The organism is Sphingosinicella sp. LHD-64, from assembly GCF_031157375.1.
Lineage (GTDB): Bacteria > Pseudomonadota > Alphaproteobacteria > Sphingomonadales > Sphingomonadaceae > Allosphingosinicella.
This window is the reverse complement of sequence record NZ_JAVIFV010000001.1, coordinates 1,380,249-1,403,771: the sequence shown is the minus strand read 5'-3', so window position 1 is coordinate 1,403,771 and position 23,523 is coordinate 1,380,249. Positions and strand designations below refer to the sequence as shown.

At 66.9% G+C, this 23,523-nt stretch carries 24 protein-coding genes and 1 tRNA gene; 15 read left to right on the top strand and 10 right to left on the bottom strand.

The window, feature by feature from the left end:
- Positions 1 to 649: 649 nt before the first annotated feature.
- The 9 genes from RCO27_RS06825 (at position 650) to RCO27_RS06785 (ending at position 10,889) form a co-directional block, all read left to right on the top strand.
- Positions 650 to 1,744, top strand: a complete 1,095-nt coding sequence (locus RCO27_RS06825) for a hypothetical protein (protein ID WP_309001877.1) — start codon at positions 650 to 652, stop codon at positions 1,742 to 1,744.
- A gap of 40 nt (positions 1,745 to 1,784) precedes the next feature.
- Positions 1,785 to 2,765 (top strand): hypothetical protein, encoded by a 981-nt coding sequence (locus tag RCO27_RS06820; protein WP_309001876.1) that lies wholly within the window; start codon positions 1,785 to 1,787, stop codon positions 2,763 to 2,765.
- A gap of 44 nt (positions 2,766 to 2,809) precedes the next feature.
- Complete coding sequence (locus RCO27_RS06815; RefSeq protein WP_309001875.1) at positions 2,810 to 3,649, top strand: ABC transporter permease; 840 nt, start codon at positions 2,810 to 2,812, stop codon at positions 3,647 to 3,649.
- A 109-nt stretch (positions 3,650 to 3,758) separates the two neighbouring features.
- Positions 3,759 to 4,661 carry a helix-turn-helix domain-containing GNAT family N-acetyltransferase gene (locus RCO27_RS06810; protein ID WP_309001874.1) on the top strand — a complete coding sequence of 301 codons (903 nt, stop codon included), beginning with the start codon at positions 3,759 to 3,761 and terminating at the stop codon, positions 4,659 to 4,661.
- A gap of 154 nt (positions 4,662 to 4,815) precedes the next feature.
- Entirely contained in the window at positions 4,816 to 5,706 is an 891-nt protein-coding gene (locus tag RCO27_RS06805; protein ID WP_309001873.1) for a 2-dehydropantoate 2-reductase, read from the top strand.
- 55 nt (positions 5,707 to 5,761) lie between these two features.
- Complete coding sequence (locus RCO27_RS06800; RefSeq protein ID WP_309001872.1) at positions 5,762 to 6,613, top strand: DUF5694 domain-containing protein; 852 nt, start codon at positions 5,762 to 5,764, stop codon at positions 6,611 to 6,613.
- Between the two features lie 91 nt (positions 6,614 to 6,704).
- Positions 6,705 to 7,814, top strand: coding sequence for a tRNA guanosine(34) transglycosylase Tgt (gene tgt, locus RCO27_RS06795; RefSeq protein ID WP_309001871.1), 1,110 nt, complete (start codon positions 6,705 to 6,707; stop codon positions 7,812 to 7,814).
- A 136-nt stretch (positions 7,815 to 7,950) separates the two neighbouring features.
- Positions 7,951 to 10,434 carry an alkaline phosphatase PhoX gene (locus tag RCO27_RS06790; RefSeq protein ID WP_309001870.1) on the top strand — a complete coding sequence of 828 codons (2,484 nt, stop codon included), beginning with the start codon at positions 7,951 to 7,953 and terminating at the stop codon, positions 10,432 to 10,434.
- A 137-nt stretch (positions 10,435 to 10,571) separates the two neighbouring features.
- Positions 10,572 to 10,889 carry a hypothetical protein gene (locus RCO27_RS06785; protein WP_309001869.1) on the top strand — a complete coding sequence of 106 codons (318 nt, stop codon included), beginning with the start codon at positions 10,572 to 10,574 and terminating at the stop codon, positions 10,887 to 10,889.
- Between the two features lie 153 nt (positions 10,890 to 11,042).
- On the opposite strand, the gene RCO27_RS06780 is transcribed toward RCO27_RS06785, so the two are convergent.
- On the bottom strand, positions 11,043 to 11,597 hold the full coding sequence (locus tag RCO27_RS06780; RefSeq protein WP_309001868.1) for a cysteine hydrolase family protein: 555 nt from the start codon (positions 11,595 to 11,597) through the stop codon (positions 11,043 to 11,045).
- A gap of 94 nt (positions 11,598 to 11,691) precedes the next feature.
- Between RCO27_RS06780 and RCO27_RS06775 the strand changes: the two genes are divergently transcribed.
- Positions 11,692 to 12,111 carry an Lrp/AsnC family transcriptional regulator gene (locus tag RCO27_RS06775; protein WP_309001867.1) on the top strand — a complete coding sequence of 140 codons (420 nt, stop codon included), beginning with the start codon at positions 11,692 to 11,694 and terminating at the stop codon, positions 12,109 to 12,111.
- A gap of 87 nt (positions 12,112 to 12,198) precedes the next feature.
- Here the strand turns inward: RCO27_RS06775 and RCO27_RS06770 are convergent, their stop codons facing one another.
- The 3 genes from RCO27_RS06770 to RCO27_RS06760 form a co-directional block, all read right to left on the bottom strand.
- Positions 12,199 to 12,453 carry a DUF1289 domain-containing protein gene (locus tag RCO27_RS06770; RefSeq protein WP_309001866.1) on the bottom strand — a complete coding sequence of 85 codons (255 nt, stop codon included), beginning with the start codon at positions 12,451 to 12,453 and terminating at the stop codon, positions 12,199 to 12,201.
- A gap of 5 nt (positions 12,454 to 12,458) precedes the next feature.
- On the bottom strand, positions 12,459 to 13,829 hold the full coding sequence (locus RCO27_RS06765; RefSeq protein WP_309001865.1) for a DEAD/DEAH box helicase: 1,371 nt from the start codon (positions 13,827 to 13,829) through the stop codon (positions 12,459 to 12,461).
- 101 nt (positions 13,830 to 13,930) lie between these two features.
- A complete protein-coding gene (locus tag RCO27_RS06760) occupies positions 13,931 to 14,371 on the bottom strand; it encodes a hypothetical protein (protein ID WP_309001864.1) in 441 nt (146 codons plus the stop codon).
- 96 nt (positions 14,372 to 14,467) lie between these two features.
- Here RCO27_RS06760 and RCO27_RS06755 point away from each other — a divergent pair, with 96 nt between their 5' ends.
- Both RCO27_RS06755 and RCO27_RS06750 read left to right on the top strand, forming a co-directional pair.
- Positions 14,468 to 15,895 carry an FAD-binding oxidoreductase gene (locus RCO27_RS06755; protein ID WP_309001863.1) on the top strand — a complete coding sequence of 476 codons (1,428 nt, stop codon included), beginning with the start codon at positions 14,468 to 14,470 and terminating at the stop codon, positions 15,893 to 15,895.
- A gap of 84 nt (positions 15,896 to 15,979) precedes the next feature.
- On the top strand, positions 15,980 to 16,762 hold the full coding sequence (locus RCO27_RS06750) for a SapC family protein (protein WP_309001862.1): 783 nt from the start codon (positions 15,980 to 15,982) through the stop codon (positions 16,760 to 16,762).
- A gap of 261 nt (positions 16,763 to 17,023) precedes the next feature.
- Here the strand turns inward: RCO27_RS06750 and RCO27_RS06745 are convergent, their stop codons facing one another.
- Positions 17,024 to 17,881, bottom strand: coding sequence for an N-formylglutamate amidohydrolase (locus RCO27_RS06745; protein WP_309001861.1), 858 nt, complete (start codon positions 17,879 to 17,881; stop codon positions 17,024 to 17,026).
- A gap of 132 nt (positions 17,882 to 18,013) precedes the next feature.
- On the opposite strand from RCO27_RS06745, the gene cpdR reads away from it, so the two are divergent.
- Entirely contained in the window at positions 18,014 to 18,391 is a 378-nt protein-coding gene (gene cpdR, locus RCO27_RS06740; RefSeq protein ID WP_309001860.1) for a cell cycle two-component system response regulator CpdR, read from the top strand.
- Positions 18,392 to 18,570: 179 nt separating this feature from the next.
- Positions 18,571 to 18,645: transfer RNA gene (locus tag RCO27_RS06735), tRNA-Val, on the top strand.
- 44 nt (positions 18,646 to 18,689) lie between these two features.
- Here the strand turns inward: RCO27_RS06735 and RCO27_RS06730 are convergent.
- From RCO27_RS06730 to RCO27_RS06720, 3 genes are read right to left on the bottom strand one after another with little or no spacing between them, the layout of a single operon-like run.
- Positions 18,690 to 20,459 (bottom strand): DUF6065 family protein, encoded by a 1,770-nt coding sequence (locus tag RCO27_RS06730; RefSeq protein WP_309001859.1) that lies wholly within the window; start codon positions 20,457 to 20,459, stop codon positions 18,690 to 18,692.
- Between the two features lie 32 nt (positions 20,460 to 20,491).
- Positions 20,492 to 20,866 carry a response regulator gene (locus tag RCO27_RS06725; protein WP_309001858.1) on the bottom strand — a complete coding sequence of 125 codons (375 nt, stop codon included), beginning with the start codon at positions 20,864 to 20,866 and terminating at the stop codon, positions 20,492 to 20,494.
- Positions 20,867 to 20,918: 52 nt separating this feature from the next.
- Positions 20,919 to 21,251: a 4-fold beta flower protein gene (locus tag RCO27_RS06720; RefSeq protein ID WP_309001857.1), complete on the bottom strand. Its 333-nt coding sequence runs from the start codon at positions 21,249 to 21,251 to the stop codon at positions 20,919 to 20,921.
- Between the two features lie 196 nt (positions 21,252 to 21,447).
- Here RCO27_RS06720 and RCO27_RS06715 point away from each other — a divergent pair, with 196 nt between their 5' ends.
- A complete protein-coding gene (locus RCO27_RS06715; RefSeq protein ID WP_309001856.1) occupies positions 21,448 to 21,945 on the top strand; it encodes a hypothetical protein in 498 nt (165 codons plus the stop codon).
- Positions 21,946 to 22,037: 92 nt separating this feature from the next.
- Here the strand turns inward: RCO27_RS06715 and RCO27_RS06710 are convergent, their stop codons facing one another.
- Both RCO27_RS06710 and RCO27_RS06705 read right to left on the bottom strand, forming a co-directional pair.
- Positions 22,038 to 22,736: a pirin family protein gene (locus tag RCO27_RS06710; RefSeq protein ID WP_309001855.1), complete on the bottom strand. Its 699-nt coding sequence runs from the start codon at positions 22,734 to 22,736 to the stop codon at positions 22,038 to 22,040.
- Between the two features lie 140 nt (positions 22,737 to 22,876).
- Positions 22,877 to 23,500 (bottom strand): NAD(P)H-dependent oxidoreductase, encoded by a 624-nt coding sequence (locus tag RCO27_RS06705; RefSeq protein WP_309001854.1) that lies wholly within the window; start codon positions 23,498 to 23,500, stop codon positions 22,877 to 22,879.
- Positions 23,501 to 23,523: the final 23 nt, after the last annotated feature.

Genomic DNA, 23,523 nt, shown 5'->3' with positions numbered 1-23,523 from the left:
TCCTGATTAGGGCGTTCATGTCCGAAGGCGGCGCCACCAGCGACGAGCCTTCGAATTGCGTCCGAATCAGCTTCCCTGCGCTCCAGCGGGGCTGGGAGCGTCAATCGGAGTGATCGTTCACTTATGTGAAGGAGGCCACGCTATTGTTCAAGGGGCGCCCCCTCTGGGCCCCCGTCCTTAATCACGCTTGCGTGCGAGATGGCAAGGGAAAGTCGGCAAAAGGGCGGTCCCGTCACAGCGGGACCGCCTCCAAAGTTGGAATCGCCATATTAATCTGTTCGGCATCAGGGATTAACCCAATCGCCCATTTCTCCAAGCCCCAAGACCTTGGTAAAGTGTTTTCCGGATACTCGTGACACGTCCTCGACAGTCAGTTCCCTGGCGAGAAGTCGAGATGCAATTCTAGATTCGCTCTTTGATTCGACGCCAAAGGAAACGCCAGATTCTGTCATGGCACGACTCCTTATGATGCGGCAGCATCGCCGCGATCAAAGAGTATCTCGCATAAATTACGTGTCAATGTACCTGGAGCCATTCCTTTCTGACAGATCATATCGAGATACTTCAATAAACATGGCCAACCGGGGTTTAGTTGATTGACACCCTGGATGCCTTATGGAATTGATTCGACTGACTTGTTGGAGCTGTAATGAGCATCTTGGTGATCTCTTCGGCGAACGATCAACATGCCACTCTTGCATATTTCGTGCTGTGCGAGCGGGGTTACCAGGTTTCCTTCTGGTGCCCTTCTGACATTCCGGTATTTGATCAGGCCTCGATTTACATCGAAAACAGCACAATAAAACTGCATTCTGGCCGAAGGCAGTTGAAACCATACAAGACCATTCTGTTTCGTAAATATGCCAAGCCGCAGCCACCTGACGGCTTGCACCCCACAGACAGGCTAATCGCTGAGCGGGAGTTCGGACATTTTTTTGACGGATTCCTCGATGCAATTCCAAAGGATACGTTCTGGGCCAATCAACCGATTAGCCTGCTTACCAGCAACAAGGTATCTCAACTCAGGGCAGCGATTGATGTCGGTCTAAAGATACCTCCGACTCTCATATCCTGCGACTCCAGAGATATAAGAGAATTTGTCGCAAGTGCGCGCGGGCGGGGCGTGATTCTAAAGTCTTTTGCGCCAGCGTTATGGGAAAATTCTCATGGGGGAAAAGTTGCCGCCATGACCGCCGAGGTCAACAAAGAGGTACTCGCAAATGACATTGCGTTGACAAGCTCTCCCGCCATCTATCAGCATCTTATTCCGAAATCGTACGAGATACGAGTTACGATATTTGGAAGCCATGCCACATTTGTGAAGCTGGACAGTCAGCACGATGATATCTCTTCACTCGATTGGCGAATGGGTGGATCTGACCTCCCGATCGAACCGATGGCACCCGATGAGCGCCTGAGGGAAGCGTGCGCGAGGGTGATGGAGCGACTGAACCTTGCCTTTGGATGTTTCGATTTTATCGTCGATAAGGAAGGACAGACGGTATTCCTTGAGGTGAATCCTGCCGGTCAATTCCTTTGGATGGAAGAGCTTAACCCAGACATCCGGCTGTTGGCGCCATTCTGCGAGTTCCTCGTCGGGGGCGCTTTCTTATTCACCCCGACCGGGAAGCTTGGATTTCCATCCTTGATCGACGTGGCCGATTCGCAGGAGTTACGTGAGTTCGAAACGGCGTTCGAGCAGGCACATGTAAGCCAGAGCTCGAGTTTCGTGTATCAAGAGTAGCAAGGTCAATGCGGACGGCAGCCGCCGAGGATGGCCACGTATGAATAGATTGCCGAGAAGCGCGCTTCGATCTCACAAAAGTGCCTTCATTCTTCTCGCGCTCTTCGTCTCCGCGCCGCAGGCCGCAGCACAAACTGCAATACCGCCGGATGCAGGCGGCGCGCCCCCGGCAGCTGCAAACGAGGCTGCGCCCAATGAGATTACGATAATCGGCAGGCGACAGGTGTCCGGCATTGATGTGAGCCAGTATTTGAACGCCATCCTCGCCGAGACGCGAAATGGGCGCGTGGCAAGGTGGGCCGATCGCATTTGCCTCAACGTCGTTGGTGTAGGTAACGACTACCGAAACTATCTGGTGGACCGCATGGAGGCCGTCGCGCAAAATCTCAGACTGGAGATCGTGCCTCAGCGGCCTTGTGAGCCTTCGGCCTATATCATCTTCACGCCCGATCCGACCGCCTTGCGGGCGCGGTTGGAGGATCAGCGCCCGGGATTTTTCGGTTCCCTCTCGGGCGCCGAACGTGAGGCATTCTGGGCGTCGGCGGCCCCTGTTCGATGGCTTTCGTCGGCCCAGTTGCGAGGAGCGCACGGGGAAACCCCCTTCAGCTTCTCCGTAGATCCGAAAACCGGCGGGGTGGAACGGCCCGTGCCGGGCATGCGAGGCACCGCCTCGCGACTTGCGACCGGCTCACGGATGGATTTGCAAACCATGTTGGTGCTCGTTGACACGTCGAAGATCGCGGGTCTCTCGAACCAGTCTTTGGCGGATTATCTCACCATGGTCGTGCTCGGGAACATCCGCCCTGAACATGACGTCATAGCCCGGGAGTCCATTCTTTCGATATTCGCCAGGGATCGCGTGGAGGGCGCTATCATTGCAGACGGGATGTCGGACTGGGACCGGGCATATTTGCGGTCGTTCTACTCGGGAGACTGGAGCGTCCCGCCCGAGCAGAGAGTCGATCGAATCCGCGACTCGATGGCGCGTAACCTCGACAGCGAGCACAGCGAAGGCCGCTAACGACTCCTTGCGGGCCACGGCGTCTGCGACTAGCGACGGCGCCTGTGAACGACCAGCCTTCGAATTGGGTTCGAACCGCCCCCGGCGTCCCCGTCATCCGGAACGTCAATTGGGGCGGCCTCAAGACCCTCTATGTGAAGGAGGTGAGGCGTTTCTTCAAGGTCCAGCTGCAGACCGTGTGGGCGCCGGCGGTCACGACCATGCTGTTCCTGATCATTTTCACCGTCGCCTTGGGCCGCGACGGGCGCACCGTGCCGCTGGGCGGGGCGCAGATCCGCTTCGCCGATTTCCTCGCCCCCGGCCTCATCGTCATGGGGATGATCCAGAACGCCTTCGCCAATTCCAGCTTCTCGCTGCTGGTCGGCAAGATCCAGGGAACGATCGTCGACTATCTGATGCCGCCGCTCTCGGTCGGCGAGCTGATCACCGGCCTGATCGGTGCGTCGGTGACCCGCGCCTTCCTGGTCGGCCTCGCGGTCTGGGCGGCGATGCTGCTCTGGCCCGGCGTCCATGTGATGCCGCAGCATATCTGGGCGGTGTTCTGGTTCGGGCTGATGGGCAGCATGATGCTCGGCTTCCTCGGCCTCGTCACCTCGATCTGGGCGGAGAAGTTCGATCATGCCGCCGCCGTCACCAATTTCGTGGTGGCGCCGCTGTCGCTGCTGTCGGGCACCTTCTATTCGATCGACTCGCTGTCGCCGACCTTCGCCGCGGTCAGCCACGCCAACCCGTTCTTCTTCGTGATCTCGGGCTTCCGCTACGGCTTCGTCGGCGAGGCCGATTCGCCGATCCTGTTCGGCGCGCTGCTCCTGCTCGGCATCAATGTCGCCTTGGGGCTGCTCTGCTTCGCGCTGCTCCGGACCGGCTGGAAGCTCAAGCCCTGAAGCCTTCCGCCTCGACCGGAGAGGCAATCCAGCAGCGCCGAATCAGCCCGAGGGTTCGACGTGCGTAAATTAGTTGACAACGGCAACTAATTTACGCACGTTTTCGCGCATGCTCGACGCCGTGCCCGCCGTTCGCGCCTTCAACCGCTTCTACATGCGCTTCGCCGGCGCGCTGGATGCGCATTACATGGACAGCGAGCTGTCGCTGGCCGAGGCGCGGCTGATCTACGAGATCGCCAATCGCGAGGCGCCGGTGGCGGCGGAGCTGCAGGCAGTGCTCGGGCTCGACGCCGGCTATGTCAGCCGCATGCTGCGCCGCTTCCAGACCAAGGGCTGGATCGCGCGCGGCCGCGGCAGCGATGCGCGGCGGCGGCCGATCTCGCTGACGCCGGCGGGCCGCACGATGTTCGATGCGCTTGACGCGCGCACCCGCGCCGCGACCGCCGCGCGGATCGAGGGGCTGGGCGCGGCCGATCGCGAGATGCTGGTCGAGGCGCTGAAGGCGGTCACCGGCCTGCTCGGCGGCGGCGAGGCGCCCTGGCACATCCGCACCTTCCGGACCGGCGATCTCGCCCTGATCGCCGCGCGCCAGTCGATCCTCTACGAGCCCTATGGCTGGAAGCGGCCGATGGAGGTGCTGCAGGGCGAGGTGACCACCGCCTTCCTCCGCGATTTCAAGCCGGGCCGCGAGCAGTGCTGGGTCGCCGAGCGCGGCGGCATGATGGCGGGCGCGATCATGCTGGTCGATGCGGGCGACGGTGTCGGGCAGCTGCGCCTGCTCCATGTCGAACCCTGGGCGCGCGGGCTCGGCATCGGCTCGGCGCTGGTGGCAGAATGCGTCAAATTCGCACGCGAGGCCGGCTATCACACCATCCGGCTGTGGACCCACACGGTCCTGACCAGCGCCCGGCGCATCTACGAAAGCCAGGGCTTCCGCATCGTCGCGACCGAGGAGCATCGCGAATTCGGCAAGGCCGAGACGGGCGAGACCTGGGAGCTTGCGCTGGGCTGATGCGGCGCTGGGACCTTTTTCGAGTTAAATTGAACCGCTCATCCTGGGTAGGGACCGCGCTTGTCCTTCGATACGCGGCTTCGACAAGCTCAGCCGCTACTCAGGATGAGCGGGGGTAGTTCAAATTCAATCAGACAGACTCTAAGTCCTACCCATGGCCGCTCCTACCACCATTGCCCTGATCGGTCCCGGTGCGATCGGCAGCACGGTCGCCGCGTGGCTGGCGCAGTCGCCGGCGCTGGCGGTCACGCTCTGCGCCCGCACCCCGGTCGCGCGGCTGGCGGTCGAAACGCCGGACGGGCCGATCGCGGCGGCGCCGGCGGTGCTGACCGATCCCGCCGCGGCGCGGCCGGTCGACTGGGTGCTGGTCTGCACCAAGACCTATGACGCGCCCGGCGCCGCGGGCTGGATCGAACGCCTGCTCGGACCCGAAACCCGCGTCGCGGTGCTGCAGAACGGGGTCGAGCATCTCGCCCGCTTCGCACCCTGGGTCCCGCTCGAGCGGATCGTGCCGGCGATGGTCGACATCCCCGCCGAGCGCGACGCGCCGGGACGGGTGCGGCAGCGGCGCGAGGGCGTGATCGTCGTCCCGGCCGGCGTGAACGGGGCCGCGTTCGTCGACCTGTTCCGGCACACGGCATTGAGGGTTTCCACCTCCGACGACTTCACCAGCGTCCTGTGGCGCAAGCTCGCGGTCAATTGCGCCGGGGCGGTGAGTGCGCTGACGCTGAAGCCGCACATCGTCACCCGCGATCCCGACATCGCTGAACTGATGTACGGGCTGCTCGCCGAATGCGTCGCGGTCGGGCGGGCCGAGGGCGCGGTGCTGGACGACGACACGGCGCGCCGCGTGGTCGAGGGCTATCAGGCTTCGCCGCCGGATTCGGTCAACTCGATCCACGCCGACCGGATGGCCGGCGGACGGATGGAATGGGACGCGCGCAACGGGGTGATCGCCCGGCTGGGGGAGACGCACGGCATATCGGCGCCGCTCAACCGGCTCGTCGCCACCATCCTGCGCGCTGCGGAGCCGGGGCCGGCTTGACGGACGCGAACGCGTGTGTGCTACATATGTAGCATAATTGCCAATGGAGACTTGCATGAAGATTTCTACCGCCCTCATCGCGGGCCTGCTTGCGGCTGTGCCGGCGGCTGCGCAGACGGGCGAGAAGCCCGCCCTGCTGATCGTCGGCACGCCGCATTTCGGCAATCCCGGGCGAGATGTGGTCAACATCCGCGTCCCCGACGTGCTTTCGCCCGAGCGGCAGCGCGAGATCGAAGCCGTCGTCGAGCGGCTGGCGGCCTTCAGGCCGACCCGCGTCGCCGTGGAATGGCCGGCAAGCGAGCAGGCCCGGCTCGACCGGCGCTATGCCGACTATCGTGCCGGGCACTTCGCATTGACGGCCAATGAGCGCGACCAGATCGGCCTCAGACTTGCGGCGCGGCTCGGCCTGCCCCGCGTCGATGCGGTGGACTGGAGCGAAAATGCGCCCGGAGCGGAGTCCGACTACGACTATCCCGCCTGGGCGGAGGCACACGGCCGGGGCGCGGCGTTCCGGACCTGGGTGAGCCAGTTCCAGGCCGAGGCCGATGCGAGCGCGCGGCTGATGGCCTGCACGCCCGTTTCGGCCTGGGTGCGCGCCGTCAACACATCCGCCTACCGGCTCGCCAACCACCGGACCTATTATTACGTCGCGCAGCTCGGCGAGCTCAATGGCGCCAATCCGGGCGCGGCCTGGGTCGGCACCTGGTACACGCGCAACCTGCGTATCCTGAACAACCTGCGCGCGCTCGCCAGCGGCCCGCACGAGCGCATCGTCGCGATCTATGGTGCCGGCCATGGCTACCTGCTCGAGCAGCAGAGCCGGGAATCGGAGGACTTTGCCGTGGCGGATGCGTTGCAATGGTTGCCGGCCTCGCCGCGCGACACATGGACGCGCTGCCCGGATTGACCCCCCTCGTCATTCCGGCGAAAGCCGGAATCTCATTTTCTTCCTCACCGAAGTTCAGGGAGATTCCAGCTTTCGCTGGAATGACGAGAGTTTGACCGAGCGTTTCGCCTTTTCAATCGCCGCCACCGACGGGCGCGCCCGCACCGGCACGATCCGGATGCGCCGCGGCGACATCCGCACGCCCGCGTTCATGCCGGTCGGCACCGCGGCGACGGTGAAGGCGATGAAGCCCGCCGACGTGCGCGCGTCGGGCGCCGACATCCTGCTCGGCAACACCTATCACCTGATGCTGCGCCCCGGCGCCGAGCGGGTGGCGAAGCTGGGCGGCCTGCACCGCTTCATGGGCTGGGAGCGGCCGATCCTGACCGACAGCGGCGGCTATCAGGTGATGAGCCTCAGCGAGCTCACCAAGGTCGGCGAGGACGGGGTCGCCTTCGCCAGTCATCTCGACGGCAGCCGGCACCTGCTCACCCCGGAGCGGTCGATGGAGATCCAGACCCTGCTCGGCTCGGACATCGTGATGGCCTTCGACCAGCTGGTGAAGACCACCGACGTCGAGAAGGCGCAGAAGGCGGCGATGGAGCGATCGATGCGCTGGGCGAAGCGCTCGCGCGACGCGTTCGACGCGCTCGGCAACGGGGGTGCGTTGTTCGGCATCCAGCAGGGCGGGCTGGACGAAGAGTTGCGCAAAGCATCGGCGGACGCGCTGGTCGACATCGGCTTCGATGGCTATGCGGTCGGCGGCCTGGCGGTCGGTGAAGGGCAGGACGCGATGTTCGGCTGCCTCGATTTCGCGCCGGGACAGCTTCCCGCCGACAAGCCGCGCTACCTGATGGGGGTCGGCAAGCCCGACGACATCGTCGGCGCGGTCGAGCGCGGCATCGACATGTTCGATTGCGTGCTGCCGACGCGCAGCGGGCGGACGGGGCAGGCCTTCACCCGGGACGGCCCGATCAACATCCGCAACGCGAAGTTCGCGGAGGATCCCGAGCCGCTCGATCCCGATTCGCCCGTGGCAGGCTGGTCGAAAGCCTATCTCCACCATCTCGTCCGTTCGAACGAGATCCTCGGCGCGATGCTGATGACCGAGCACAATCTCTGGTTCTACCAGCGGCTGATGCAGGAATTGCGCGCGGCGATCGCCGAGGCGCGGCTGGCCGCCTATGCCGCCGCGTTCCGCGCCCGCTACCGGAGTCGCTAGAGTCTCCGAACTGACCTTTTCCTGAAACCGCGCCGCCATCGCACGATCAGCGTCGTGTCACATCCTCCCGCCATAGCTGGGCGCGGGGCATGCGCGCCCCGCCTGATTCTTCCGACACAGCAGATGGGGCCTTGCGATGAACGATCATGCGCTTTCGGGCGGCTATACGGACGGCGACGTCGACACCAACCTTTCGGACAATCCGCACCTCTCCAGCCTGATCGAGGCCCGCTACTCGCGCCGCCAGGCGCTGCGCGGCGGCGTCGCGGCGCTCACCATGGCGACGCTCTCGTCCAGCCTGCTCGCGGCCTGCGACGACGATGACGGCGGGGACGCCGATCCGAGCGTCAACGCCGGCCAGAACGGCACGTCGCGGACCGGCAAGGTGGTGAGGCTGGTCGGCTCGGTGTCGGGCGGGCTCGAGGTGATCGGCTGGACCCAGACTTCGGGGCCGGCCGTGACGCTGACCAATGCCGGCACCACCGAGGCGAGCTTCATCGCGCCGGCGGTGTCCGGGCCGACCCCCCTGGGCTTCCTCTTCTCGGCGCGCGATTCGCGCGGCGGCAGCGTCGGCGCGAACACGACCGTCACGGTCGACGTCGCGACGCTCGATTTCACCGCGGTGGCCAAGAATCTGGACGACAGGGTCACCGTCCCGGAAGGCTATACGGTCAGCGTCCTCTACCGGCTCGGCGATCCGCTCGCAGCCGGCGTGCCGGCCTATGCCAATGACGGCACCGACACCAATTTCGCCCAGCGCGCCGGCGACCATTGCGACGGCATGTACTGGTACGGCCTCAATGCCGCCGGCACCGCCCGCGACGACAACAGCAGCGCGCGCGGCCTGCTCACCATGAATCACGAGAACATCAACCAGCCCTATCTCCATCCCAACGGGCCGACCGGCAACGGCACGACGACGCCCCGCCCGGAGGGCGAGGCGATCAAGGAGATCGAAGCGCACGGTGTCAGCGTGGTCGAGATCGCCAGGGGCACGAACGGCACCTGGGCCTACAACCAGAGTTCGGCCTTCAACCACCGCGTCACGCCGAACACGCCCGTCCAGTTCAACGGACCCGTGCGCGGCAATGCGCAGCTCAGGACCGCCTTCTCGACCGACGGCACACGCGGCCGCGGCACGATCAACAATTGCGCGCTCGGCTTCACCCTGTGGGGCACCTTCATCACCTGCGAGGAAAACTGGGCGGGGTATTTCCGCCGCGCGGCCGGCGACAATGCCAATCGCAGCGCCCGGGAGATCACCGCCTTCAACCGCTACGGCATCCCGCAGGGGGCCAATGGCAATTACGGCTGGGCCAGCGTCACGCCGGCCGCCGGCGCCAGCGACACCCGCTTCCGCCGCTGGAACATCACCGTCGACACCGCCCAGCCGGCCGACGGGACGGGCGACTATCGCAACGAGGCCAATCAGTTCGGCTGGGTCGTCGAGATCGATCCCTATGACAAGACCAGGGCGCCCCGCAAACGGACCGCGCTCGGCCGGCTCGGCCACGAGGGCGCGTGGCACGGCCAGTGGGTCTCGGGCCGAAAGGTCACGATCTATACCGGCGACGACGCCCGCAACGAATATTTCTACAAGTTCATCTCGGCCAATGCCTGGAACCCGGCCGACGCGCAGGCGGCCGACCGGCTCGCGATCGGCGACAAATATTTCGACAACGGCACACTCTACGTCGCCAGGTTCAACGCCGACGGGACCGGCAGCTGGATCCCGCTGGTGTTCGGCCAGAACGGCATCACGCCGGCCAGCCCGATCTTCCCGTTCCAGGATCAGGCCGACGTGCTGCTCTACACGCGCCTCGCCGCCGATGCCGTCGGCGCGACCAAGATGGACCGTCCGGAATGGACGGCAACCCAGTATCAGACCGGCGAAATCTATCTGACGCTGACCAACAACCGGACGAACGAGCGCCCGCTCAACGCCACCGATGCCGCCAATCCGCGGCATTATGCCGATCCCCGGACATCGGGCTCGGCCAATCCGCTCGGCAATCCCAATGGCCACATCCTGCGGCTGCGCGAGGCCAACGACAACAGCGAGTCGCTGACCTTCACCTGGGACATCTACCTGTTTGGCGCCAATGGCGATGCGGATCCCAACAACATCAACCTGTCCGGCCTCGATGCGACCAACGATTTCTCCAGCCCGGACGGCATCTGGTTCGCCCGGCCGACCAATCCGTCGGGCCTGATCAACCCGCTGCTGTGGATCCAGACCGACGACGGCGCCTTCACCGACGTCACCAACAACCAGATGCTGGTCGCCATTCCGGGCCGCACCGGCGACGGCGGGGCGAGAACGATCACCAACACCGGCGCGGGCGGCGCGACCGCCCAGCAGAGCACGTTCGTCGGCGCCAGTCCGGGCGTGAAGCTGAAGCGCTTCATGGTCGGCCCGAAGGAGTGCGAACTCACCGGCGTCGATACCACGCCGGACGGGCGCACGCTCTTCGTCAACATCCAGCATCCGGGCGAGAATGGCGGCCCGACCAACATCACCAGCAACTGGCCGCAGAGCCAGGGCGGCACCGCCAGCGGCCGGCCGCGCTCGGCGACGATCGTCGTCACCAAGAACGACGGGGGCATCGTCGCGCTCTGACGGCGGCCACGGGGCGATGGGGAGCGGGCGCAGATGTTCGCCCGCTCCCTTTTGTTTTCCTGCATTGCCTCTGGCCCGGATCGGCCGTCCCCTGCTAAGCAGCGTCCTGCTGCTCCGCGCTGGTTGGATTCGAACCGATGGTGTCGAAGATCGCGGGGCTTTGCGCGGCGGCGTTGCTCGCCGGCTGCACGACCAATCCCTACGGGCGGCTGGAGCCGCTGTCCGACGCAGAACGAACCGAACTCGACTGCGCCGCCATCGCGGCGGCGCTGTCGCGGGTTCAGGGCTTCGAGGGGCATGTCAGCGAGGTGGCGCGCGCTGCCGCGCTCGCCGGTCACCAGGCCGGGCGCGGCTATGGCGTCGCCGATTCGAAGACGCGCCGCCGCGCGGAACGCTCGGCCTCGGAGCGCCGCCGCCAGCTCTGGCGGCTCGAGGCCGAGCGCGGTTGCCGCTAGGACGGATCGACATTCGGTTTGTACCCTCTCCCTTGAGGGAGAGGGCAGGGTGAGGGTGTCGGGCATTTGGGACTATTCTCGGAGGCAGAACCCCCTCACCCCAACCCTCTCCCCGCTGGGGAGAGGGAGTTTCATGCTGAATGTCGATTGGTCCTAGCTGATCAGCTCCCTCGTCAGGGCAACTTCGCAGAATTCGAAGGCGAGCGTGGCGATATGGGCATCGTGGATGGCGCGCGCGGGAAGGGTGCCGCCCTGGCCGTCCGGCAGGTCGAAACAGTCGCAGGCGTCCGGCACCAGCAGCAGTGTCCAGCCCATGTTCGCGCCGGTGCGGATCGTGGTCGAGACGCACATGTCGGTCGAGATGCCGAAGGTGACGATCCTCTCCGCGCCGAGCCGGCGCAGGCGCAGGTCCAGGTCGGTGCCGATGAAGGCCGAGTTGACGCTCTTCGCGACGACCGGCTCGCCCGGCAGCGGTTCGAACCCGCCCCGAAAGCCGTTGCCGGGATGGCCGGGCGCGAGGGTCGATCCGGGCTGCACCGAATCGTGGCGGACGTGGATGATCGGCGCGCCCGCCGCCCGCCACCGGGCCAGCAATGCCCGGCCGTTCGCTTCCATGTCGGCGTTCCAGCGCCTGGGCCAAGCGGGATCGTCGAACCCCTGCTGGACGTCGATCGGCAGCAGTACGGTGCGGGAAAGATCGGGGGTCATGGGCTTCTCCTTCTCGCCGCCCCTTGCCCGCGCGTGCTGCCGGTTTCATTGAGCAATGCGACGGCGAGACCGGCAAAGTGCCGGCGGAGGTGCGATGGACGAGAAGGACCGGCTGCTGCTGACCCTGCTCCGGCGCGACGCGCGCCGGTCGGTGGTGGCGCTCGCCCGCGATCTCGGCCTGTCCCGCACCGCGACGCAGGACCGGTTGGCCAAGCTCCAGGCGTCGGGTGCGATCGCCGGATTCACCGTGGTGGAGGGAAGCGCAGCGGCGCGGGAGAGCGCCTATCTCACCATCAAGTTCGCGTCCGGCTATCGCTGTCCGCAGGTCGTGCCGATGCTGAAGCGCATCCCCGCGATCGAGATGATCCATTCGGTCACCGGCCCGGTCGACCTCATCGTCCGCGTCGCGGCGGAGACCGTTGCCGGCATCGAGGCGGCCCGCGCCGCGATCGCCGAGGTGCCGGGCATCGCGGAGGTGTCGACGCACGTGGTGCTGGAACGCCACCTCGGCTGATCAAGGTCCGCGTTCGCAATCCCCCTCCCTGGAAGGGAGGGGTAGGGGTGGGTGTGAGATGGGCGGCTCGATGCCGCTCATCTCACCTTATCCTGTTTCTGAAGGCTCGCTTCGCTCGCAACCCACCCTCGGCCCCTCCCGTCCAGGGAGGGGAGCTTGATCTGCGTGTATCGCAGCAAGCCGGGCGGCGGCATCGGCGACGATCTCGAGCTGGCGCGCGCGAGGCGCCGATGCCCATTCGGCGATCTCGTCGAGAGTGCGGCCGCAACCGGTGCAGGTGTCGGTGCCCGGATCGAGCGTGCAGACGAGGATGCAGGGGGAGGGCACCGCCTCCTTGGACATCGGCCTTAGCTACCGAAGCCCTGGCCGAGGAAGCTCGGGACCGGGCCGTTCCAGCCTTCGTCGGACATGTTGTCGTCCGGCTCGGGACGGCGTTCGCGGCGGGGTGCGCGTTCGGGCCTGGCGGCCGCGCGGTCCGGCTTCGGCCGGTCCTCCCGGGCCGCGGGTTTGTCGCTGCGGCGCGGTCGGCGCTCGCGGCCGCGCCTGGGCTTTTCATCTCCAGCGTCGGCCTCGGCCTCCCCGGCCGAGGGCGCTGACGCGGCCCTGCCTCCGTCCAGCTCCGGGATTTTGGTGCTCGTCAGCTTCTGGATGTTGTCGATCGCCTCGGCATCGGCGCGGGTCACCAGGGTGATCGCGATGCCGGTCTTGCCGGCGCGGCCGGTGCGGCCGATGCGGTGGACATAGTCGTCGGGATGCCAGGGCACGTCATAGTTGAAGACGTGGCTGACGCCCTTGATGTCGAGGCCTCGAGCCGCGACGTCGGAGGCGATCAGGATGTTGATCTCGTCCGCCTTGAAGCGCTCGAGCTCCTTGATCCGCTCGGACTGCTCCATGTCGCCATGGATCTGGCCAACGCTGAGGCCGCCGCGCTTCAGGCTGGTGGCGAGCTCGCGCACCGTCGTCTTGCGGTTGCAGAAGACGATCGCGGTGCGCACGTCGCCATGGCGCAGGATATCCGCCAGCGCGTCGCGCTTCTTGGCGGTGCTGACGCGCAGGATGCGCTGGTCGATGAGGCTGTTGGTCTGTGCCGGCCGCGCGACCTCGATCGACTTGGGGTTCGACAGGAACTTGTCGGCCAGCTTCTTGATCGGCGGCGGCATCGTCGCGGAGAAGAGCAGGGTCTGGCGGTTGGCCGGCAGCTTCGAGCAGATCTCCTCGATGTCCGGAATGAAGCCCATGTCGAGCATCCGGTCCGCCTCGTCGATGACGAGCAGGTTGCAGCCGGTGAGCAGGATCTTGCCGCGGCCGAACAGGTCCATCAGCCGGCCCGGCGTCGCGATCAGCACGTCGACGCCCTTTTCGAGCTTCTTGATCTGGTCGGCCATGTTGGTGCCGCCGATCAGCAGCGCCATGTTGAGCTTGTGATGCTTGCCGTACTTCTCGAAATTCTCCGAGACCTGCATGGCGAGCTCGCGGGTCGGCTCCAGGATCAGCGAGCGCGGCATGCGCGCGCGGCTCCGGCCCTGACCCAATATGTCGATCATCGGCAGGACGAAGGCGGCGGTCTTGCCGGTGCCGGTCTGGGCGATGCCGATCAGGTCGCGGCCCATCAGCACCGAGGGCACCGCCTGCTTCTGAATCGGCGTGGGCGTGTCGTAGCCCGCCTCGGCTACGGCGCGGAGCAATTCGTCGGAAAGGCCGAGATCGGCAAAGCTCATGCAAGGTCCGGGATTGGCGGATCGACGGAGACGGGCCGCTTCAAGGGAGGCGCTTGTGCGAAGCGGAGGGGCTTGTCAAGCAAGCGCCGCTCCGGCGGGCTCTATTCCGCCACCGGAGACAGCGTGCGGAACTGCTCGATCTCGCATTCGGCGCCGGCGCGCGAGCGGATCGCGTCGCGGTCGGCGCAGATCCGGCCGTCCTCGGTCGCGGTGATGTAGAAGCCCCGGTAGAAATCGAGCGCCGGGCAGCGGCCGCCGAGGCGGGCGCGAATACGGCGGTCGTCGTTGAGGATGAGGTCGACGCTGTTCTCGCCGACCAGGCCGACCCCCGCGACCCGGGTGGCCGGGATGCAGCGCGGCCCGCGGCCCTCCCGCCAGTTGGTGCGCCGGGCGGCGCTGCGCTGGGCGCCGCTCGTGCGGGGAATGCGGATGATGACCTGCTGGCGGATCGAGATGCTGCCGGCCTGGGCGTATTGCACGCGCACGTCACCGCCGCCGTCGCTCCATGCGACCAGTAACAGGGCGGCGGCACCCCACAGCATCTACCGGATTCCCTCCATCGCGCCGGCTGGCTTTTACGGGCCTTGTTGAACAGCCGATGAATTGCCGTGCCGCGAGCGCGTGATTATCTCGCCGCTATGGCTTTCGCGTCCCCCGTCCTGCTCGACCGACTCGCCGCCCTGCTGGGCCCCAAGGGCTTCACCGCCGATCCCGGGGCGATGGCGCCCTGGCTGACCGACTGGCGCGGACGATTCCATGGCGTGGCGGCCGCGATGCTGTCGCCGGCCGGCCGCGAGGAGGTGGCCGGGATCGTCCGGCTGTGCGCCGCCGAAGGCGTGCCGCTGGTGCCGCAGGGCGGCAACACCTCGATGGTGGGCGGCGCGACGCCCGACGGGTCCGGTGCGGCGCTGGTCGTCTCGCTCAGGCGGATGAACCGGATTCGCGAGCTGGACGCCGAGGCTGGCCTGGCGGTCTGCGACGCCGGCGTGGTGCTCGCCGACCTGCATGAGACGGCGCGGGCGGCGGGGCGCCGTTTCCCGCTCAGCCTTGCCGCCAAGGGCTCCGCGACGATCGGCGGATTGGTGTCGACCAATGCCGGCGGCACCCAGGTGCTGCGCTTCGGCACGATGCGCGGGCTCGTCCAGGGCATCGAGGCGGTGCTGCCCGACGGGTCGCTCTATGACGGGCTCACTGCGCTCAAGAAGGACAATCGCGGCTACGACCTGCGCCAGCTGCTGATCGGCGCGGAAGGAACGCTCGGCATCGTCACCGCGGCCAGCCTGCGGCTCGTGCCGGCGATCGGGGCGCGCGCGGTCGCCTGGATCGGCCTCGGGACCCCGGATACGGCCATGCGCCTGCTGCGCCACCTCGACGCGGCGCTCGGCGACGCGGTCGAGAGCTTCGAGCTGGTGCCGCGGCTGTCGCTCGACCTGGTCCTTGCCCACGTGCCGGGCACGCGCGATCCGCTCGATGCGCCGCATCCCTGGTATGCGCTGGTCGAGGCGGTGGCGCCGATGGGCGCGCCGGGGCCCGAGCCCTTGCTCTACGAGGCGCTGCGCGCCGCGTTCGAGACCGGGCTCGCGTCCGACGCGACGATCGCCGCCAGCGAGGCGCAGGCCGAGGCGCTGTGGCGCCTGCGCGAGAACATTGCCGAGGGGGAGAAGGCGGCGGGGCCGGCGGCGAAGCACGACATTTCGGTCGCGATTGCGGACATGCCGCGCTTCGTGACCGAGGGTGCTCGGACGGTGGAGGCGCGGTTTCCCGGGACGCGCGTCAACGCCTTCGGCCATCTCGGCGACGGCAACATCCATTTCAACGTGATGGCGCCCGCCGGCGCGGCGCCCGCCTGGCTGGAGGCCGAGGCGCCGGCGGTGAGCGCGCTGGTGCACGATCTCGTCACCGCCGCCGGCGGGTCGATCTCGGCCGAGCACGGCATCGGCCAGATGAAGCTCGCGGAATTTGCCCGGCTCGGCGGCGATGCGCGCCTCAACGCCTTGCGCGCGATCAAGCGGGCGCTGGACCCCGGGGGAATAATGAATCCCGGCAAGCTGGTCCCGCTTGCCTAAATCGCTCCGGGCCCATAGACCGATGGTCTGAAATTGCGGCCTGCCACCGGCATGCCGTGATCCAATCCCGAGATGGAGAACGTCATGGCGACCCAGCCGCCGCCCAACCTTCCAGTGATGTACAACGATCTGAGGCCGCTTTCGAGCAACGAGCACGGCGCCTATCACAGCCGGCCGAGCGACAAGGCGCCGTTCTTCGCCAGGATCCATGCGGTCCCGCTGACCATCGACGAGTTCATCCACGCGCAGCGCCACACGCCGATCGTCTTCTCGAGCGGCGAGAACAGCGTGCCGCTGGCGCTGTTCGGCCTCAACGAGGGGGTCAACACCTTCGTCGACGAGGAGGGCAAGCCGCACAATCCGTTCTACGTGCCCGCCTATGTGCGGCGCTATCCCTATCTGCTCGCGCGGCTGCGGCCCGAGGTGGACGAGCTGTCGCTGTGCTTCGATCCGACCACCGATCTGGTCGGCGCGTTCGACGAGGGGCAGGCGCTGTTCGACGACGAGAAGCCGAGCGAGCATCTGAACAATGTGCTCAAATTCTGCGAAGATTTCGAACTTGCCGGCCAACGCACCACCGCGTTCATGAACGAGCTCAAGGGCCTGGATCTGCTGATCGACGGCGAAGTCTCGATCCAGCCCGAAGGTTCCGACCAGCCGTTCGTCTATCGCGGCTTCCAGATGGTCTCGGAAGAGAAGTTCCGCGAGCTGCATGGCGACCAGTTGCGGAAGATCAACCAGAACGGCATTCTCGCGCTCATCGTCGCGCACCTGTTCTCGCTCTCGCTGGTCCGCGACATTTTCGCGCGGCAGATGTCGCAGGGCAAGGTGCCCGGCGCGCCGGAACTGACCCCGGTCAACGCCTGAAATCCTGAAAAAGCTGCGGTGAGCCATCACCGCGGCCTTTTCTGCTCCTGTCGTCTTCCCGCGTCGCCCGAGGCTCAAGTTCCGGGCGCGAGAAAATGTGCGTCTGTCATTGAAACGGAAAAAAACCCGCCTATTTTATGGTTCGCGTCGTCGTATTCCCCCCTTTGCGGCGGCGCGACGCACCTCCATCGCGAGGTGCTCCTCCCTGAACCTGGCCGCCTCACGGCAACGTGAGGCGGTCATTTTTTATTCAGCGGCCTTCTACTCCGCGGCGAGGGGCTGGGCGGTGCCGAGGATCCGGGCTTCCAGCGCTTCCGCGACGGCCGCGACCAGCCGGCAGATCGCGGCAAAGCCCGGCCCGGGGGCGCGCAGCTCGGTGTCGAGATAGGCCGACCGGTCGATCTCGATCTGAAGCGCATGGATGTTCCGGTCGGGCCGCCCGTGGCGCGCCACGACATGGCCGCCGGCATAGGGATCGTTGAGCGCCGAGCGATAGCCGAGCACGGCCGCCGCCGAAACGGCGGCGTCGAGCAGGCCCGGCGCGGCCGCGGTGCCGTGGCGATCGCCGAACACGATCGGCGGCTCGCCGTCGGGACGCGGCGGCATCGAATGGCAGTCGAGCAGCACTGCGGCGCCGAATCGCGCGCGCGCCGCCCGCAGCGCGGCGTCGATTGCAGCGTGATAGGGGCGGTGGATCTGGGTGATCCGCCGGGTCAACTCGTCGCGCGGGATCGGGCTGCGCCAGATCGCGCCGAAGCCGGTGATCCGGGTCGGGATCAGGCCGATCCCGCCGCGGATGCGCGCGGACTGGACGACATGGGCGGGCGGCAGCGGCGGCGCGATGATGGCCGGATCCAGTTCGCGCTCCTCGCGGTTGAGATCGATCTCGGCGCGCGGCGCCTGGGCGACGAAGGTGACGACGCCGGCCTCGGTGGCGCGCCAGACCAGCCGGTCGGCCAGCCGGTCCTCCAGAAGCTCGAGCGCCGATTGCGGCAGGCGGGATCCTCCCAGTAGCTGCGGTCCATAATTGCGGCCGGCATGGGGAACCGAGACGACCACCGGCGAATTGGGTTCATCGGGCCCGAGACGGATAAACGGCGGCGCGGCGTCGCTGGTCATGATCGGTCCACAAGTAGAACCAGGTTGGGACAGGCGCAATCTTGCGTTCAGTGCGACTGTTCAAAGCGGGGCGCAGGGCGCATACACCGCCCCATGGAGTCGCTTGATGACACTGCCGGTCGGGACGCGCGGATGCTGAAGATTCTTCTCGCCGAAGACGATGACTCGATGCGCATCTATCTTGCCCGCGCGCTGGAGCGCGTCGGCTATGCGGTGACCTCGGTCGACCGCGGCACCGCGGCGCTGCCGCTGCTGGAGAGCGAGCGCTTCGACCTCCTGCTCACCGACATCGTCATGCCGGAAATGGACGGCATCGAGCTCGCGCAGAAGGCGGCCGCGCTGGTTCCCGACATCCGCGTGATGTTCATCACCGGCTTCGCCGCGGTCGCGCTGAAGGCCGGCCGCAAGACGCCGGATGCCAAGGTCCTGTCGAAGCCCTTCCACCTCAAGGACCTGGTCGCCGAAGTGGAACGGATGTTCCAGAGCGAGGATCAGCACGGGCGGCTGTAGGCCCGCTCTCAGGCGAAGGTTGCCAGCCTAACCTTGGCCATTCGACCTACATTTGCGTAGACCCGGGCCTGGACGCACCGGCCACGACTTCGCGGAAAAGGCGCCTTGCGCCGCCGCAAGCGTGCCGCTACATGCGCCCCCCGGTATCTTGAATACGGGCCCGATGAATCGGGTCCGGTGGGCGTGTAGCTCAGTGGTAGAGCACTGTGTTGACATCGCAGGGGTCGCAAGTTCAATCCTTGCCACGCCCACCATTTACCCCGCCAAGGCCCTGCCGCGGCGGGGTTTTTCTTGACGGTCATTCGCCCGGGAAGCTCTCCCACGCATCGTTCGGCCAGCGGAAGTTGGTGTAGGTGAGCGTCACGCTGAAGTCGCGGGCGCGGACCTGGTGCCACCAGCCGACAGGGATGTAGACGACGTCGCCCGCCTGCAGCTCGACCGCATAGGAACGCACGTCACGCGCCAGCGGATGGGCCTCCAGCCGCGCCGCGTCGGCGAGGTCGTGGACGTCGCTGAACACGTGACGCCGATTGTACATGTTCGGCGTCTCGGACGGCGGGACGAGCAGCAGCTCCTTGGTGCCGACGATCTGCGCGATCAGATTGTTGGTGAGATCGAAATGGAGCGGCGTGAACGTGCCGCCCGGCCCGATCCAGATCATGCCCGGACCGCGCGTCAGATAGGCGTCGAGATGGCCGAGATCGCGCTCCAATGGCTTCAGCGCGGCGCGATTGGCGCTGCTGTTGTAGGCGGTGAGATAGGCGTCGTTGCCGGGGCGGCGGATGGCGTCGATGAAGGCGTCGAACGGCGCGCCGACCTTGTGCCGGTCCTTGTAGAGCTCGAAATCGGGATCGCCGTCGCGCCCGGCCTGATATTCGATCCGCGCCTTGCCGACCTTGCGCTTGAGATAGTCGGGGGTCCAACGGATGCGCGCCGGCCAGTCTTCCAGCGCGCCCTCGATCACCACCGGCCGGCTGGCGGCATAGTAGCGTGCCAGGAATTCATCGCCGGGGAGTCCCCGTTCCCGCGGCACGGCGCCGTTGCTGGCGAGGCCGCGCTGGCGCTCCATCGCGGCGAGCAACCAGTCGCGCCGTTTTTCGGCGAGTCCTCCGGCGGGCTTGGCCTGAACGGGAAGGGCGAGGGCAGGCGCCTGCGCCTGCGGCGCGGCATTGAAGCCGAGCCGGTCGAGGGTGAGCGCCAGCGCCGGATTCTGCAGCGGCGCGGCGGCCGCCAGGATCGCCGGCGCCGCAGCGGCCGGGACGGACTGGTGCGCGACCGGGCAGGCGGCTTTCGGCTCGGGCGGTTCCATCAGGCTGCCGTCGGGAGTGCGGAAGGGCTTGAGCCTCAGCTTCGACTTGTGATCCCCGGGGCCGGGCGACCCGTCCGGGCGCTGGCCGCGGAAATAGAGCTTCTGCCACTTGTCGGCCGAGGCTTCGGGCGGGTTCTCGGCGATCCACTTGTGGAAGTCGTCGCGCGACTTGCTCCACGCCTCGAACGCCTCCTTGAGCCCCGGCTCCTCGGTCATCGGCCGGATGCTCGGCTCGGTCTCGAGCAGCACCTCGCGCTGGACGGGAAAGAGGAAGCAGAACGGCTCGTTCTCCTCGAACCGCACCCAGTGGTTCGGCCGGGTGAAGCGCCAGTTCATCGTGAAGGTGTAGGGCGACCAGTCGGTCTCGATCACGCCGCCCAGCGCGGCGATCCCGTCCTTGGCGGCATTGGGCGGGCCGCCGGCCCACAGGTTCCAGCCCTCCGGCGTGCGGAAGATGCCCTCGACATGGAAGGTGATCGTGCCATGGCCGAACAGGGCGACCGGCTTCTGCTTGCCCTCATTGCCTGGATCGACGCGGATCTCGACGCCATCGGCGGCCAGGCTGCCGGTCCAGCGCGCCTCGAACCCGCAGGGCGAGAGCAGCTCCCAGCCATGGGCGTTGGCGATGGCGAGCGGCAGGCAGCGATAGGCGAAGCGCTCGGGCGTCTTCTCCATCCAGTCGCGCTTCGGCGAGGCGGGCCGGATGCGCGGCGCCCAACCCGGATAGGTGTAGCAGATGAGGTCCATGGAGCGCCGCATCCTGCGCGGCGATCGTGACAGTTTTGTTGCGATCAGGCGGCCTGGCGGCGGCGGCGTCCTTCGGCGAGGTGGCTGCTGAGCAACGCGTCGAGCTCGTCGAGGGTGAACGGCTTCTCCAGCACGCTCACATCCTCGCCCGCCGCGTTGCGCAACGCCCGCAGCGCCGCGTGGCCGGTCGAGAAGATGACCGGCAGATCGGCATCGATCCCGGCGATCGCCCGCGCCACCTCGGCCCCGTCCATGTCCGGCATGCGATAGTCGAGGATCACCAGCTCCGGCCGCTCCTCACCGAGCGCTGCAAGCGCGGCCGGCCCGTCCGCGGCCTCGCGGACCGGATAGCCGAGCTCGCCAAGCGCGCGGGCGATGGCGGTGCGGACCTCTTCATCGTCGTCGACGACCAGGATCATGGGTTTTTCCGTAACCTGTTCCGTCTCAACCGTGCATGAATGCCAGGGCGGATCATTCCGCCGCCTGATTCAGATAGCCTTCGTGGCTGACGCTTTGGCGGAGCAGCGGAAAGGCGTCCGGATAGCCATAGTCGACCACCGCGCGCAGCCGGTAGGACAAGGCGGCCGGCGCGCGCCGCTGCGGCGGCTCGACCGGCGGCAGGATCCGCGGCCGCGACTGCGGGCGGCGCACCACCATGTCCTTGTACCATTCGCCGACATAGGTGCCGTCGAAGCGGTGGACGCGCGAGCCGATGATGCGGGCCAGCGGCGTGCCTTCCAGATCGTAGATGTTCATTTCGAAAACGAAGCCGACGGGCTCGCCGTCGGTGCTGTAAACGTACATGGCCATTGAAGAAATCGCCCCGATACCAGGCGGGCCCCACGCATCCGCCTCGGTCCAGCCTGCGCAGGATTCGCTTCATCGCGCGAGGGACGCTGCGGCGGGTTGTTTTCCGGCGTCGGCGAGTGGATGATCGGGCCTGTCAAAATACCGTAATAACCACATAAGCCATTGAGAAAACAGGGAGTTGGAGGACGAGATGGGGCAGAGAATCGCCTTGCTCCTGGCCGCTGCGGCGACCGGATTCGCGGTGCCGCTGGCGGCGCAGAACACGACCGCGACGCAGCCGGCCTCGCCGCCGCCCGCAACGACGACTTCTCCGCCCGCGGGCACGGTGCCGGCACCCCCGGCGACCGGGACGGCGCCGCCGGTCGTGACGATCCCGCCATCGGAGGCGCCGCCCGCGCCGGCGCCGGTCGAGACCGCCCCCGAACCCACGCCCGCGCCGCCGCCGACCGTCACCATCTCGCCCGATGCGGCCTATCCCAACGGCTTCGCGGATCCCGAGGACCCCTTCGGCAACGACCTGTCGCTGGCGCGCCAGTCCGAAGGCGGCGGATTCAATTGGGGATTGCTGGGGCTGCTCGGCCTGCTCGGCCTCGTCCCGCTGTTCCGCAAGGGGAGCCGGACGACGCGCACCGTCTATGTCGATCGTGACGATCCAAGGCGCGTGATCCGCGAGGAGGTGGAAGAATAGTCGCTTTCGTCATTGCGAGCCCCGAAGGGGCGCGGCAATCCAGCCGCACTGGATTGCCACGGCGCTGACGCGCCTCGCAATGACGAAACAAGCTAGCGTGCGTCGACCAGGACGATCTCGGCGTCGTCGAGCGCCGTGATCGCGATCTTGGCCTCGCCGGTGACGGCAACGCCGTCGCGGGCATCGGCGCGCACGCCATTGACCTCGATCGCGCCGTGCGTCGCGACCAGATAGACGTGTCGGGCCGGATCGAGCTGAAGCTCGGCGCTTTCGCCGGCTTTGAGCGTCGCGCCGAGCACGCGGGCGGCCGAATTGATCTTCAGCGCCTCGCCGTCCTCGGCATAGCCGCTGGCCAGCGTCACGAACTTGCCCGAGCGGTCGGCCTTGGGGAATTTGGCCGCGCCCCAGCTGGGCTCGGCATTCGGCCGGTCGGTCAGTACCCAGATCTGGAAGAGCGTCGTCTGTTCGTCCTCCAGATTGTATTCGGCGTGGCGCACGCCGGTGCCGGCGCTCATCACCTGCACGTCGCCGGCCGCGGTGCGACCCTGGTTGCCGATCGAATCCTGATGGGTGATCGCGCCCTGCCGGACATAGGTGATGATCTCCATGTCGCGGTGGGGATGCGGCGGAAAGCCGGACTTGGCGGCGATCGCATCGTCGTTCCAGACGCGAATCGCGCCCCAGCCCATGCGGGCCGGATCGTGATAGTCGGCGAAGGAGAAATGGTGGCGCGCATCCAGCCAGCCATGGTCGGCATGGCCGAGCGACTCGAACTTGCGGACGTCGATCATGATGTCTCTCCCATCAAAAGCCCCTCCCGGACGGGGAGGGGCCATGGGTTGAAGCGGGGCGCCGCGGCGTCGGGGGACACACCGGGGCGCCCCGCCTCATATCGTCCCTCCGGGTGGGCGGTGGAGGGACGCGTTGAAGATCAGGCCGCGAGCTTGAGCTCCTCGCGGGCCAAGGTTTCCAGCACCTCGGTCGCCTCGGCAATCGCCGCGAATGCCGCTTCCTGGCCGAAGGCGAGCTTCTCGGCCCGGACATAGGTCACGTCGTCGAGGCCGACGAAGCCGAGCAGGGTGCGGATGTGCGGCTCCTGCCCGTCCATCGCGCCCGCCGGGCCGTCGCTGTAGAAGCCGGCGCGGCTTTCGATGACGATCGTCTTCTTGCCGGTGAGCAGCCCCTCGGGCCCGGCCTCGGTGTAGCGGAAGGTGACGCCGGCGCGCAGGACGTGGTCGAACCAGGCCTTGAGCGTCGAGCTCATGCCGAAATTGTACATCGGCGAGGCAATGACGATCACGTCGGCCTGCTGCAGCTCCGCGATCAGCGAGTCCGAGAGGGCGCGTGCCTCGTGCTCCGCCGGCGTGGCCGGCTCGCTTTTGATCGCCGCGACCGTCGCGGCAGTGAGGTGGGGCAGCGGATTGGCGCCGACGTCGCGCAGCACGATATGGGCGGCCGGATGGGCCGACTGGACGCTGTCGACGAAGCGGGTGACGAGGCCGTTGGAGACGGAGGCGTCGCCATTGGCGCTGCTGCTGACAACCAGGATGTTCATGTCTCTTCTCCCCTTGGGATGAA